The sequence below is a fragment of the Nostoc sp. genome (genome assembly GCF_036917675.1).
Classification (GTDB): domain Bacteria; phylum Cyanobacteriota; class Cyanobacteriia; order Cyanobacteriales; family Nostocaceae; genus Nostoc.
The window spans coordinates 24399-39428 of record NZ_JBALCT010000030.1 but is presented as its reverse complement, the minus strand read 5'-3'; the positions used below and the strand labels follow the sequence as shown (position 1 = coordinate 39428).

Annotated in this window: 10 protein-coding genes; 5 read left to right on the top strand and 5 right to left on the bottom strand. The window is 44.1% G+C overall.

Annotated elements, in window-relative coordinates; translation table 11 throughout:
- Positions 1–12 precede the first annotated feature (12 nt).
- Positions 13–411: a hypothetical protein gene (locus V7K31_RS10285; RefSeq protein ID WP_335094176.1), complete on the top strand. Its 399-nt coding sequence runs from the start codon at positions 13–15 to the stop codon at positions 409–411.
- Positions 412–437: 26 nt separating this feature from the next.
- Positions 438–5828: a beta strand repeat-containing protein gene (locus V7K31_RS10280; protein ID WP_335094173.1), complete on the top strand. Its 5391-nt coding sequence runs from the start codon at positions 438–440 to the stop codon at positions 5826–5828.
- Positions 5829–6429: 601 nt separating this feature from the next.
- On the opposite strand, the gene V7K31_RS10275 is transcribed toward V7K31_RS10280, so the two are convergent.
- The 3 genes from V7K31_RS10275 to V7K31_RS10265 all read right to left on the bottom strand — a co-directional run bounded on the left by V7K31_RS10275 (position 6430) and on the right by V7K31_RS10265 (position 9307).
- Entirely contained in the window at positions 6430–7884 is a 1455-nt protein-coding gene (locus V7K31_RS10275; protein ID WP_335094171.1) for an SIMPL domain-containing protein, read from the bottom strand.
- A gap of 381 nt (positions 7885–8265) precedes the next feature.
- Complete coding sequence (locus tag V7K31_RS10270) at positions 8266–8694, bottom strand: hypothetical protein (protein WP_335094169.1); 429 nt, start codon at positions 8692–8694, stop codon at positions 8266–8268.
- Between the two features lie 238 nt (positions 8695–8932).
- Positions 8933–9307, bottom strand: a complete 375-nt coding sequence (locus V7K31_RS10265; RefSeq protein ID WP_335094168.1) for a hypothetical protein — start codon at positions 9305–9307, stop codon at positions 8933–8935.
- 48 nt (positions 9308–9355) lie between these two features.
- On the opposite strand from V7K31_RS10265, the gene V7K31_RS10260 reads away from it, so the two are divergent.
- The 3 genes from V7K31_RS10260 (at position 9356) to V7K31_RS10250 (ending at position 12812) form a co-directional block, all read left to right on the top strand.
- A complete protein-coding gene (locus V7K31_RS10260; RefSeq protein WP_335094167.1) occupies positions 9356–9607 on the top strand; it encodes a hypothetical protein in 252 nt (83 codons plus the stop codon).
- Positions 9585–9986 (top strand): S-layer family protein, encoded by a 402-nt coding sequence (locus V7K31_RS10255; RefSeq protein ID WP_335094166.1) that lies wholly within the window; start codon positions 9585–9587, stop codon positions 9984–9986. Before V7K31_RS10260 ends, V7K31_RS10255 begins: the two co-directional genes overlap by 23 nt.
- 306 nt (positions 9987–10292) lie before the next feature.
- Positions 10293–12812, top strand: a complete 2520-nt coding sequence (locus V7K31_RS10250; RefSeq protein ID WP_442941252.1) for a CHAT domain-containing protein — start codon at positions 10293–10295, stop codon at positions 12810–12812.
- Here V7K31_RS10250 and V7K31_RS10245 read toward each other — a convergent pair.
- Both V7K31_RS10245 and V7K31_RS10240 read right to left on the bottom strand, forming a co-directional pair.
- Positions 12754–14061 (bottom strand): lactate racemase domain-containing protein, encoded by a 1308-nt coding sequence (locus tag V7K31_RS10245; protein WP_335094164.1) that lies wholly within the window; start codon positions 14059–14061, stop codon positions 12754–12756. The genes V7K31_RS10250 and V7K31_RS10245 overlap by 59 nt on opposite strands.
- Before the next feature lie 2 nt (positions 14062–14063).
- The gene (locus V7K31_RS10240; protein WP_335094163.1) at positions 14064–14900 is read right to left on the bottom strand and encodes an SDR family oxidoreductase; all 837 of its coding nucleotides are present in this window, start codon (positions 14898–14900) and stop codon (positions 14064–14066) included.
- Between the last annotated feature and the right edge of the window lie 130 nt (positions 14901–15030).

Below are 15030 nucleotides of genomic sequence, written 5' to 3'. Positions count from 1 at the left end.
GCACTATATAATTTGGCTATTATTTGCATAACGATTGGTTCAGAACACAAGTCTGTTAGTTCAGAATACAAGTGCGTTGGTTCAGAACACAAGTCTGTTGGTTCAGAACACAAGTGCGTTGGTTCAGAACACAAGTCTGTTGGTTCAGAACACAAGTCTGTTGGTTCAGAACACAAGTCTGTTGGTTCAGAACACAAGTCTGTTGGTTCAGAATACAAGTGCGTTGGTTCAGAATACAAGTGCGTTGGTTCAGAATACAAGTGCGTTGGTTCAGAACACAAGTTTTTTGGTTCAGAACACAAGTCTTTTGAATCTTACTCCCCTTCCCTTGTAGGGAAGGGGCTGGGGGTTAGGTCTGTATTGAACTCAACGCAGAAGCGCTATAGATTAATTGTATATTTACAGGTATGAAATGAGCAGGTGAGGCTGGTTCTGATATGGCAATCTGTGGAGATAGGAATTGGCGCTCAGGTTTATTAGGAGTATTTAGTATTATTGGAGTGGTTACTCATGTCATATTTGATTCTGAAAATCACGCCTTAGCCCAGATTACCCCTGATGGAACATTGGGCGCTAATTCTTCAAGAATCACTCCCAATGTCAATATTAAACGACTTCCGGCTGACCGGATTGATGGCGGAGCAATTCGCGGTGCAAACCTGTTCCATAGTTTCCAGGAATTCAATGTGGGAGAGTTGCAGCGTGTTTATTTTGCCAATCCCACGGGAATCTCCAATATTCTCACACGGGTGACGGGGAGCAATGTCTCAAATATTCTCGGCACTTTGGGGGTAGATGGTAGTGCAAATTTGTTTTTTCTCAATCCCAATGGCATGATTTTTGGACAGAATGCGCGTTTGGATGTGAGCGGTTCCTTTATAGCGACTACGGCGAATTCATTTGTGTTTGGTAATGGGTTGGAATTTAGTACAACTAATCCTCAGACTCCTTCTGCATTACTAACAGTTAATCCTTCGGCGTTGTTTTTTAATCAACTTCAGGCTGGTAGCATTGAAAACAGGTCAATTGCATCAGCAGGAATAGACCCATCAGGTGTGAAAGCATTTGGTTTACGAGTAGCTGATGGTAAAAGTTTGCTGCTAGTGGGCGGTAATGTCAGCATGGATGGCGGCCAGTTAAATGCTTATGGTGGGAGAGTTGAGTTAGGAGGGTTAGCAGCACCTGGAAATGTCAATCTTCTTTTTAATCGGGATAATCTCAGCTTGAAATTTCCTCAAAATGTGACTCGTGCTTCGGTATCGCTTACGAATCAAGCGTTTGTGTATGTAGAAGCTGCTGATGGCGGTGATATTGCGGTTAATGCGCGCAACATAGATATTTTGGGAGGGAGTCTGCTGAATGCTGGTATCGCTGAAGGTTTAGGGAAACCAGAGGCGACTGCGGGGAATATTACGCTTAATGCTACGGGGGAAATCAAAGTTGCTGACTCTGGGAGTACGATTAGCAATCTTGTGAGTGAGGATTCAAAAGGCAATGGCGGTAACATTACTATCGATTCTGGTGACTTCTCACTCACTGATGGCGCTCAACTTGAAGCCTCAACTTCAGGAGTGGGAAAAGCGGGGAATGTGACAGTGGGTGCAAAAAATGCTGTTGACCTTGCAAATAGTAACATTCTCAGTGCAGTAGAAGCAGGAGGCGTAGGTAAAGGAGGCAATATCGATGTTAATGCTACAACACTGTCACTCACTGATGGCGCTCAACTGCTAACCATTACTCGTGGTGCATCTGCTACCCAACCAGCAGGACGGGGAGATGCAGGCAATGTCAATCTTAAGGTAACAGGTGCTGTTGATATTGCTGGAGAGAAAAACAATTTTTCCGGTGGAGGTATTGGAGGTAATGGAGGCGCTATTTTTATCCCCAATGAAGGCACTGGAGGTAATGGAGGCGCTGGAGGTAGTATCACCATTGGAGGTTATGAAGGCAATATTGTCTCTTTTATAACAACACCGTCACTCACTCATGACGCTCAACTCGCTCGACTGCCAACCATTACTCGTCGAGCATTTGCTATCCAACCAGCAGGACGGGGGGATGCAGGCAATGTCAATCTTTTGCTAGCAGGTGCTATTCATATTGCTACAGAGAAAAACAATTTTCCCAGTGGGATTCAGAGCTTGGTGGAAACGGGGACTGTTGGGAATGGGGGTAACATTTTTATCGATTCTGGTAACTTCTCATTAGGAGACGGCGCTCAACTTGCTGCCTCAACTTATGGACAGGGGAATGCGGGGAATGTGACAGTGGGTGCAAAAGATGCTGTTGACCTTGCAGGTAACGCTTCCATCCTTAGCACTGTAGAAGCAGGAGGTGTAGGTAAGGGTGGCAATATCCACATCAATGCAACAACACTGTCACTCACTGATGACGCTCAACTGCAAACCATTACTCGTGGTGCATCTGCCACTCAACCAGCAGGACGGGGGAATGCAGGCAATGTCAATCTTAAGGTAACAGGTGCTGTTGATATTGCTGGGGAGAAAAACGATTTTTCTTTTTCTAGTGGGATTCTCAGCAGTGTGCAAACGGGGACTGTTGGGAATGGGGGTAACATTTTTATCGATTCTGGTGACTTCTCACTCACTGATAGCGCTCAACTTGAAGCCTCAACTTCAGGAGTGGGGAATGCAGGGAATGTGACAGTAGGTGCAAAAAATGCTGTTGACCTTGCAAATGGGAACATTTTCAGCACTGTAGAAGCAGGAGGCGTAGGTAAAGGAGGCAATATCCATATCAATGCAACAACACTCTCACTCACTGATGACGCTCAACTGCAAACCATTACTCGTGGTGCATCTGCCACTCAACCAGCAGGACGGGGGGATGCAGGCAATGTCTATCTTAAGGTAACAGGTGCTGTTGATATTGCTGGGGAGAAAAACGATTTTTCTTTTTCTAGTGGGTTTTCTTTTTCTAGTGGGATTCTCAGCAGTGTGCAAACGGGGACTGTTGGGAATGGGGGTAACATTTTTATCGCTTCTGGTGACTTCTCACTCACTGATGGCGCTCAACTTTCTGCCTCAACTTCAGGAGTGGGGAATGCAGGGAATGTGACAGTAGGTGCAAAAAATGCTGTTGACCTTGCAAATGGGAACATTTTAAGCACCGTGGAAGCAGGAGGCGTTGGTAAAGGAGGCAATATCGACATCAATGCTACAACACTGTCACTCACTGATGGCGCTCAACTGCTAACCATTACTCGTGGAGCATCTGCTACCCAACCAGCAGGACGGGGGGATGCGGGGAATGTCAATGTTTTGGTAACAGGTGCTGTTGATATTGCTGGGAAGAAAAACCATATTTCCAGTGGGATTTTCAGCAATGTGGGAACGGAGACTGTTGGGAATGGGGGTAACATTTTTATCGCTTCTGGTGACTTCTCACTCACTGACGGCGCTCAACTTGAAGCCTCAACTTCAGGAGTGGGGAATGCGGGGAATGTGACAGTAGGTGCAAAAAATGCTGTTGACCTTGCAAATGGGAACATTTTAAGCACCGTAGAAGCAGGAGGCGTAGGTAAAGGAGGCAATATCGACATCAATGCAACAACACTGTCACTTACTGATGGCGCTCAACTGCTAACCATTACTCGTGGAGCATCTGCTACCCAACCAGCAGGACGGGGGGATGCGGGGAATGTCAATGTTTTGGTAACAGGTGCTGTTGATATTGCTGGGGAGAAAAACCATATTTCCAGTGCGATTCTCAGCAATGTGGGAACAGGGACTGTTGGGAATGGGGGTAACATTTTTATCGATTCTGGTGACTTCTTATTAGCAGACGGCGCTCAACTTGCAGCCTCAACTTCAGGAGTGGGGAATGCAGGGAATGTGACAGTGGGTGCAAAAAATGCTATTGACCTTGCAGGTAACGCTTACATTTTAAGCACAGTGGAAGCAGGAGGCGTAGGTAAAGGAGGGAATATCGATATCAATGCAACAACACTGTCACTCACTGATGGCGCTCAACTGCTAACCATTACTCGTGGAGCATCTGCTACCCAACCAGCAGGACGGGGGGATGCGGGGAATGTCAATGTTTTGGTAACAGGTGCTGTTGATATTGCTGGGGAGAAAAACCATATTTCCAGTGGGATTTTCAGCAATGTGGACACAGCAACAGTTGGGAATGGGGGTAACATTTTTCTCGATTCTGGTGACTTCTCATTACGAGACGGCGCTCAACTTTCTGCCTCAACTTCAGGAGTGGGGAATGCGGGGAATGTGACAGTAGGTGCAAAAAATGCTGTTTCTCTTGCAAATCAACCAACTGCCATCCTCAGTGCAGTAGAAGCAGGAGGCGTAGGAAAAGGAGGCAATATCCACATCAATGCAACAACACTGTCACTCACTGATGGCGCTCAACTGCTAACCATTACTCGTGGAGCATCTGCTACCCAACCAGCAGGAAGAGGGGATGCAGGCAATGTCAATGTTTTGGTAACAGGTGCTGTTGATATTGCTGGGGAAAAAAACGGTTTTCTCAGTGGGATTCTCAGCAGTGTGGAAACGGGGACTGTTGGGAATGGGGGTAACATTTTTATCGATTCTGGTGACTTCTCTCTAAGTGATGGCGCTCAACTTTCTGCCTCAACTTCTGGAGTGGGGAATGCTGGGAATATTCGCATCAATGCAAAAGATGCGATAACTGTTTCTGGAACTAGTCAAGAGAGTGGATTTTCTAGTGCTTTATTCACATTTACTAATTCTACTTCCACTGGCATTGGTGGCGATATTAGCGTAAACACCAATATCTTTCGCCTATCAGACGGCGCTTTACTAGATGCACGCACTAGAAATAATCAAAAGGGTGGCGATATTACGGTAAATGCAAATGTCTTTGAAGCACTCAACGGCGGACAACTCACCACCACTACCTCAAGCAATGGACGTGCAGGTAAAATTACTGTCAACGCTGACAATAAGCTAATAATTAGCGGTATTGACCCTAGTTACAGCGATCGCATTACTAACTTTCCTGACAACGTAGTAAATATCGGCGCTAACAGTGGCTTATTTGTCAGTTCCACAGGCTCAGGAATCACAGGCGACATCGAAATCAACTCACCTAACATTACCTTAGACAACCAAGGTAAACTCAACGCCGAATCTGCATCTGGTAACGGTGGTGATATCAACCTCAATAGTGACTTACTCTTACTCCGTCGCAACAGTCAAATCTCCACCAATGCAGGTACAGCCGAAAAAGGTGGCGATGGCGGTAACATCAAAATCAACTCAAGATTTCTCGTTGCAGTTCCCAAAGAAAATAGCGATATTAGGGCTAACGCCTTCACTGGTAAAGGTGGTAGAGTTGACATTAAATCAGACGGGCTTTTCGGTATTGTCCCGCAAAAAAGCCCAACCGAAAAGAGCGACATTACAGCGAGTTCCCAATTGGGAGTGAGTGGTACAGTAACCATTAACACCCCTGATGTAGACCCTTCTCGCGGCTTAATTCAACTACCCTCTAACCTCGTAGATGCATCCCAACAAATCGCCCAAGGTTGCACTCCCAAAAGAGGACAAACCGCCAGTCACTTTATCGCTACAGGACGCGGTGGATTACCCCAAAGTCCTAATGAACCGTTGCGAGGACGAGCAGTGATTACAGGTTGGGTAGATTTGCCCCCACAAGCAACACCCAGAGTCACGGAGAAATTATCTACTACATCTGTTACCAAATCTACTAATCAGATTGTGGAGGCTCAAGGATGGATTGTTGATGCTAACGGTGATATTATCCTTGTGGCTGAATCTGGGCAAAGTTCTTCTATTCCCTCTGCCATTTCCTGTAGTCAATAATTCGTTACTCTAAGTGTAGCGAACTGCAAACATAAACGCTTCAAACCGCAAACAAGGCATTTTTGAAACTACATTAACTGCAAATAAAGGGGGTCTCAAAACCACAATAATTGCAAATGAAACCACATTATTTGCAAACGAACCGCAAACATAATTTTGAAACCACATTAGCTGCAAATAGGCTGTAAACCTTATCTAGTAATGGTTTTAGCTTGATTGCGCCTTGTGCGATGAAACTGTCCAAATTAAACAATATTCCTCTCACCCCAGGTTTTATAGCAACCGCCTTGGCGGTTGCTATAATGTAGGGTCATATACACTTTTGGTGATCGTAGGTTGGGCATCTGTGAGAGTTTAAGATAAAATACCTTTTGTCAATCAGTTAAAATACTCAAAATATTTTTAATTTTGTCCATCTGACTTTTCACGTTATGTGGAAAAACCACGAAACACCTAACCCCCTTCCCGACGCTCTAAGGGGGAAAATTCAAAGTCTCTCTCATCTTAGGAGAGAGAAATAGAAGTGAGGTTTCCAGATACCGTGAAAAGTCAGGCTTGTGACAGTTGCGTAAGTCCTGATTAAGCAGATCGCTGCAATCCATTAAGAGCTAGATCGGAGAGTACCTGCTGAATTTGGAGAATAAGCTATATCTAAAGAAACACTACCTTCTATCGTCTGAGTGCCACCAATTAAAGGAGTTCTAGTACCTGTTGCAAAAGCGTTATTTGTTGCATTAAACAGCAAAGGAGATGGGCTAGGATTGTCAGCCGAGTTAATATTAATGTCAATAATCTTTCCGGAGGTTAACTTCAAGGTACTAAAAACAGCCTGAGCCTGAGCTTGGGCATCTTTAACCGCTTCGCTTAGAACCTGCAAACGTGCCTGCTGCAATGCTTGGTCTGAGGCAGTGAAGCTTATATTCTGTATTAAATTCGCTCCTGCTTGGATAGCTGTGTCAATTGCTGCCCCAGCTCGAGCTGTTGGTAACTCAAACTGAAGTGTGTTGAGTTCTGTAAAGCCAGTTAGGATTTGGCTATCATTATAGACGGGATTTAGTTGAATAGATGTAGTTTGAAGTTCTTGCGCCCCAAGCTTTTGCAGCGCATCAACTACTGCTGTTGAACGTTGAGCAGTTTTTTGTTGAACTTCGGTTGCGGTTTTTCCGTCTACTTGAATCCCCAATTGCACCTCAGTTAAAGTAGTGGGAACGGTGACTTCTCCTTGACCAGTAACTTTTAATATCTGAGCAGTGTTTGGATTAGTGCTACCAGTCAGGGGATCGACGTTCGCAGGAGCCTGCCCACTCACTACTGTGAGATTATCAGTAGCCGAAGCGAGAGTAGCTGCTGAATTTGGAGAATAACCGATATCTAGAGAAACACTACCTTCTATCGTCTGAGGACTACCAATTATAGGAGTTGTAGGAATCTTTGCAACAGCGTTATTTGTTGGATTAAACAGCAAAGGAGATGGGCTAGGATTGTCAGCCGAGTTAATATTAATGTCAATAATCTTTCCGGAGGTTAACTTCAAGGTACTAAAAACAGCCTGAGCCTGAGCTTGGGCATCTTTAACCGCTTCGCTTAGAACCTGCAAACGTGCCTGCTGCAATGCTTGGTCTGAGGCAGTGAAGCTTATATTCTGTATTAAATTCGCTCCTGCTTGGATAGCTGTGTCAATTGCTGCCCCAGCTCGAGCTGTTGGTAACTCAAACTGAAGTGTGTTGAGTTCTGTAAAGCCAGTTAGGATTTGGCTATCATTATAGACGGGATTTAGTTGAATAGATGTAGTTTGAAGTTCTTGCGCCCCAAGCTTTTGCAGCGCATCAACTACTGCTGTTGAACGTTGAGCAGTTTTTTGTTGAACTTCGGTTGAGGTTTTTCCGTCTACTTGAATCCCCAATTGCACCTCAGTTAAAGTAGTGGGAACGGTGACTTCTCCTTGACCAGTAACTTTCAATATCTGAGCAGTGTTTGGATTAGTGCTACCAGTCAGGGGATCGACGATCGCAGGAACCTGCCCACTCACTACTGTGAGATTATTTGTGTTAGCCATCTTATCTCCTTGCTTAAATGATGTTTGAAACCTGTTGATGTTTTTATCTAACAAGATGTCTGAAAACTAAGAAAGCCCACTCAACGGTATCCTGTCAGTAGAAAAAATACTTTGGGCATGGTAAAAAACCAAACTTTTCATTACCTCGTTTGATAATTGAATTTACCTAATAATTAAGCCCACTTTTGACAACTTAGCTGTAACCCTTACTGGATAAGCGTTCTCTCAATCAATATTTTTGGCAATTCTCAATGTACAAATTAAGCTATTATAAGCACTGCTGCAATTTCTTGTTTTCATGCTGTCTGCCATAATTTTTTCATAGAACAAATCATGGCAGACTAGTATTTTAAAACATATTTGCAACTAAGAAGCGTTGCATTAGACGAGATTTAGTATCCCAGTGGGATCTAAGACAAAAGCATAATTTCCAGGAGCGTTGACGGTAGTTTTATTTAGTTGAATACCAGCTTTGCTCAAATCTCCATCAAACCTAACATCAGCTGTTGCTGCTGGGTCTGAAAAGTCTATTGCATTACCGGGTTTAAGTTGAAGATTTTGCGAAATTGTACTACCAAAGTTTACATCAAAAGAGAGCGGAGAAGAAGTTCCATTGTATATGTCAAGTTGATTTGTCGTCGGGGGTAAGGTCGGATTGGGTATGATTGTTGGATTGGCTGCGAGTTGTGGGGTCAATGAGGCTCCACCGCTAATAACTTGAGAGGTTTCATTATCTAACTCTTTGAGTAAACCTAGAGCTTCTAAATCTGTTTTATTGTCTGAACTAAATTGCGAGTGTTGAGAATTCATACGTGATACTCCAATTAAATACAATATCCAATGCTAGGGATTTATTCATCCCATATTGTTTAGTACGATGCCTTTTCTGATTTATGCACTCAATAGAAACATATCCCCACACATCCCCCAATTGTCACCAGTTAAAAATAAGTGAATTTTGTCAATACATCTTTGAGGATAAATTCGTAGGGGATTGCGGCAGGGGTAGTGAGCGCGATGCCAAGCGCGTAACTTTCTGTACGATTACTCATTTACCCCCATTATCAGCGCTCTGTTTTTTTGGGCGACCACGCTTTTTGGAAGTTTCGCTATTTTCTTTTGGTGGTTCAACGGCTGGGGATATTTCAGCTTCTGGGACTGCCTCTTCAATATGTTCTTTCAATTTTTGCGATTGCGTGACAACTTCTATTTCAGCAATAAATCTGTCTAACGCCTTGGCTGCACTTTTATATTGAGGTGAGGTGCTGGCGATTCTCCCACGCCCTGTAGTGAAAGTTTTTAAAACACGATCCCGCACTGCCTGATAATCTGGCGGTCTAGTTTCTTGTCTATCCTCTGGTCTAATTTCGATTAATTCTTCTGGCGGTTGCTGTCTATCCTCTTGTCTAAATTGTTCTAGCAACCGCCGTTCAACTCCCCCAGGCGTTCGTCTAACTTACTGTCTAAAATCTTGTCTATCTCCGCCAGAATAGACTCTAGAGACGGTGCATCAGTGGGTGTGCTAGTTGTTGGTTTGCCAAGTGCGGCTTTGATTGCGTCTAACAAGAAAACGCTTGCAGTGATATTGCGATCGCTGGAACTGGTGGTAGAATTGACATTACATCAGACGGACTTTTCGGTATGTCCCGCAAAAAAGCCCAACCGAAAAGAGCGACATTACAGCGAGTTCCCAATTGGGAGTGAGTGGTACATTAACCATTAAAACCCTTGATGTAGACCCTAGTCACGGCTTAATTCAACTACCCTCTAACCTCGTAGATGCATCCCAACAAATCGCCCAAGGTTGCACACCCAAAAGAGGACAAACCGCTAGTCGTTTTATCGCTACAGGACGCGGTGGATTACCCCAAAGTCCTAATGAACCGTTGCGAGGACGAGCAGTGATTACAGGTTGGGTAGATTTGCCCCCACAAGCAATACCCAGAATCACAGATAAAAAACCTACTACATCTGTTACCAAATCTATTAATCAAATTGTGGAGGCTCAAGGATGGATTGTCGATGCTAACGGTGATATTATCCTTGTGGCTGAATCTGGGCAAAGTTCTTCTATTCCCTCTGCCATTTCCTGTAATCAATAATTCGTTACCCCAAGAGTATGGGGAGGAATTCCCATGAAACCCAAGAATTGTAAAAACAATCAGTGGCAACAGATATGTAACGGATGTAACAGATGGTTGATTCGTCTTTTTAAAATCCATGAGTTGCCTGTTTTCATTCTCTTGGTTCTGGTGACAGCTTTTTTGTGCGTTATTGCTTTTCCGGTTGCTGCAACTATAAAGACACAACATAGGGATCATTTCACTTTCGTAAAAAGCCTTGTCAAACCTCACCCCAACCCTCTCCTTACCAAGGAGAGGGAGCAGGAATCTTGTTTCTCATCTGGTATGTTTGCAAAACTGAGATGCTCTCCACAACATATCGCTTCTGTTGGAGTGTCAATCCAAAATCCGACTGCACAAACACCAGACTTGTTGCAACAGGGTAAAGTGCTATATGAGACAGGAAAGTTTGCAGAAGCGGTTAAAGTTTTGCAACAAGCAGTTAAAAGTTATGGCAGCCAAGGCAATGAATTGCGGCAAGCTGTGGCATTAAGTAATTTGGCATTGGCAGATCAAAAACTGGGTAATTTGACACAAGCGCAACAGGCAATTAGAGATAGCTTGAAGTTGCTCGAAAAATCTTCTACTGCCCAAAATCTTCAGGTTCTGGCTCCAATTCTAGATATTCAAGGCAGTATTCAACTAGACTTAGGACAAGCTGAACAGGCACTTAATACCTGGCAACGTGCAGAAGTAATCTATAAGAAATTAGGCGATCGCAATGGCATTACCCGCGATCGCATCAACCAAGCACAAGCATGGCAAGTTTTGGGGTTTTATCGTCGCGGTTTGACAATCTTGACTCAATTGCAACAGCAGTTACAATTACAACCTAACTCAGTCACCAAAGCAGTACAATTACGGTCTTTCGGTGATGCTCTGCAATTAGCCGGAGATTTGAAACAATCCCGTCAGGTATTACAGCAAAGTTTGGAAATTGCCCAAAAATTGGATTCTCCCCAGGATGTGAGCGCTGCTTTGTTCAGTTTAGGCAACACAGCACAAGTAGAGCAAGATTTTAAAGGGGCAATAGAATTCTATCAGCAAGCTGCTGCGATCGCTCCTAACTCGATTACCAAAGTCCAGGCTGAAATTAATCAGTTGAGTTTGCTAGTGAACACGGGACAAACAGCAGCCGTGCAGACACTATTACCACAAATCCAAACTCAACTAGCAGAACTACCTCCTTCTGTAAGAACTATCTATGCCCGGATTAATCTAGCTCAAAGCTTGATGAAATTCGGGACTCCACCCCAAGCAATCGCTCAAATCTGCGCGATCGCTTTGCAACAAGCTGAATATTTGGCAGATCCGCGAGCCGAGAGCTTTGCCCTTGGGACTTTGGGCAGTGTATACGAGCAAACTAAACAATGGTCAATTGCTCAGAATCTCACTCAACGCGCACTGATCATAGCCCAAACAATCAACGCCCCAGATATCGCTTATCGTTGGTATTGGCAGTTGGGACGCTTGTTAAAACAGCAAGGAGAGATTAAGGGCGCTATTGCTGCCTATGATACTGCGGTCAGTGAGTTGCAGACTCTCCGTAGTGACTTAGTTGTTGTGAATCGAGATGTCCAGTTTTCCTTTAAAGAAAGTGTAGAACCTGTATATCGAGAGTCAGTAGAATTACTGTTGCAGTCTCAGCAAACTCATCCGAGCGAAGCAAACCTAGACAAAGCTAGACAGAGGATTGAAGCATTGCAACTGGCGGAATTAGACAACTTTTTCCGGGAAGCTTGCATTAATGCCAAAACTGTTTTGCTTGACACAGTGGTAGATAAAGATAATCCCACAGCCGCAATCATTTATCCAATTATTCTGCCTTCTGAACTTCAAGTGATTGTCAAAATTCCTAATAAGCCACTGCGTAATTATACAGTCAAAAAGTCCCAGAAAGAAGTAGAAGCGACTCTAATAAAACTCAGAGAGTATCTTTTAGAACCTGATAGGACTGAGGAAGTGCAGGCGCTGTCACAAGAAGTCTATGGGTGGTTAATCAAAGAAATTGAGTCAGATTTAAAAGAAAGTGGAGTCAAAACCCTTGTATTTGTACTGGATGGAACATTGCGAAACGTGCCAATGGCTATACTGTATGACGGTCAGCAATATTTGGTAGAAAAATATGCTGTAGCACTCAGCTTAGGACTCCAGTTACTCGCACCCAAACCCTTGACAGAAACAAAACTCAACGTCCTAGCTGCCGGGTTAGTGCAACCACCACAAGGCTTTCAACAGCAATTTCCACCGTTACCAGAAATTAAAGCAGAATTTAACTCTATTTCTCAAGCGATCGCGTCTACTACGGAGTTACTAGATCGGGACTTCAACAGCAAAAACCTAGAGAATAAGGTCAATACTGTGCCATTTAATGTGTTACATCTGGCAACTCACGGTCAATTTAGCTCCAATGCTGAGAATACTTTTATACTTGCTGCTGATGGTCCAATTAACGTCACGCAATTTGATAGCCTGCTGCGCCGTCGGGATGAAACTCGCTCAGAAGCCTTGGAATTGCTGGTTTTGAGTGCTTGCGAAACTGCTGCTGGTGACAATCGCGCCACGCTAGGGCTAGCAGGAGCATCCGTGAAAGCTGGTGCCCGTAGTACCTTAGCTTCACTGTGGTATATCAGTGATAAATCTACTGCTATCTTAATTGGTGAATTTTATCGTGAGTTAGTTAAAACTAAGGTGACAAAAGCTGAGGCCTTGCGTCGTGCCCAAGTAAAGTTGTTAAAAGATTATCCTAATTACAGTCGTCCTGGTTACTGGGCACCTTATGTTTTAGTTGGTAACTGGCTTTAACACGATATAGTATCTCGCCCGCCTTTGGCACAAGCAAGATACTTTCATCCTCACGATTAGCCCATTCAGTGGGTCGAATGGTAGCCGGATCACGATAGTTTAAGTTATGAGCAGCACAGCGTTCAGCAGAAATACCAGTAGCTAAAGTGACGCGAATCCGCGCTTGTTCCCCTTTTATAGGATCAAAAGTACCCATACCTTTTAAGTGAGTACTATGAGCTAGCACTCCACCGGGATACGCTTGGAATTTATCCCACTGTTTGAGGAAGTAATCCCGGACATGATAGCCAATTTGGGCTAGAATTTCGCCGTGTGTATAGCTAAACTCGGTAATGTGAGGAGCATATATAATTACTTCACCTCCGTCGGCCACTACTGGCTCTAGCTTGTACATTCCTTTAGCTGCTGTCCAAATGTCGTCATACATTTGAGGCATTACTGAAAGCACTTGTTTAAATGGCTGATCGACATATTTAATATGCAGTTTGGCCGATAATTTTGCAGCACTTTCCCAGGCTGACTCTGGTTTATCTATATATAGTCCAGCTAGCTGATTCGTTTTTGGTGCGACTACCATCGCTAGGCAAAGCTTCGGGGTATAAATCAGGTTAGCGGCTCGGTTAATCAAGCGTCGAACTGGTGTTATTCCCGGTGTACCAATGATTTCGTAACAGGTGATTAAAGCACCTAACCAGTGTGATATATCAATTACTTCCTGACCACCAATACCGGGAAAAAAGTATTTATTTCCACCAGAGAAACCGACAACTTCGTGGGGAAAGACTGGTCCGCAAATTATTATTAGATCGTATTCTGTTACAAGCTTGTTAACACGGACTTCAACTGCTTGATGTAGCATTCCCCGGCTGATCTTTCCTATCTCATCTGCCGAAATCACTCCACAAGAAATAAAGGTATCCGGCTGATTCCAAAGGTGGTTAAAGATGCGAACTTTTTTAAAAGTTGTTTCTCGCTCCTCTGGTGTCACTCCTACCAAGTGATTGATTTGTTCCTCACTCATGGGATTATGTGTACCCAGAGCGATCAAAAAATCCAGAGCCGCAACCCTCTTACTCAACTCATTATGAAGCAATCGAAACATTTGAGGTATGGGAGCAGTGCGGGTGCCATCTGGAATTAATATTAAGATACGCTGTCCATCTAACTTAGGGTCTGCCAAAGCTTGATGCACTAGTTCGGAAACTTGCTTGTCTGAAAGTGTCCCGTTTGTTACAGCTAGTGAATACATTTTTAAACTCCACTGTAGATACTAAATCCACCGTCTACCGGCACCACTACCCCGTTGACAAAACTAGAACCAGAACTGCATAACCAAATTAAGGTGCTGAGTAATTCATCCGGTTTTCCGAAACGTCCGGCGGGGGTATGGTCAATAATTTTTTGTCCGCGTATAGTCAAGCTTCCATCTGAATTTAGGAGTAAATCTCGATTTTGCTCTCCAATAAAAAAACCTGGCGCGATCGCATTTACTCGCATTCCATCGCCATACTTTTGGGCGAGTTCTACGGCTAGCCAGCGAGTAAAGTTATCTATCCCGGCTTTCGCAGCTGAGTAGCCAACCACACGGCTAATCACCCGAATGGCAGACATGGAAGAGATATTCACAATACAACCGTGGGGCTGTTTTTTTTCGACCATTGCTTGACCAAAAACTTGGCTGGGGAGTAGAGTACCGAGTAAGTTTAGGCTAACTACTTCCTCAAAAGCTGCGTGTGGCAGATCAAAAATAGTCGCATCAGGGGTAATTGTGGCAGCCGAAATATTACCACCGGCCATGTTTACTAGGATGTCTATTTGTCCCCAATGCTGTATAATTTCATCCCTGGCTATTTCTAATTGGGAGCGATCGCTAACATCTGCCAGCACAGCTATGCTTTCTCCACCGTTAGCGGTAATTTCAGCCATTACCGCACCCGCCCGTGCTTCATTGCGACCCAAAACGGCGACTCGCGCTCCAGCAAGGGACAAACCCTTTGCCATAGCCGCACCAAGCACACCAGAACCGCCTGTGACTACTACTACCTGCTCTTTGAGGCTAAAAAGTTTATTTAAAATGCAGTCTGGCATTGATGATTCTCCTGCTTAGTTCAATTTATAATTAAAAATGTCAATATATAGGACTAGTATTTGATTTTTGAAATACACGTAGGGTGTGTTAGGGGAGAGTACGGCACCAAACCCTCGATAATGGTGCGTT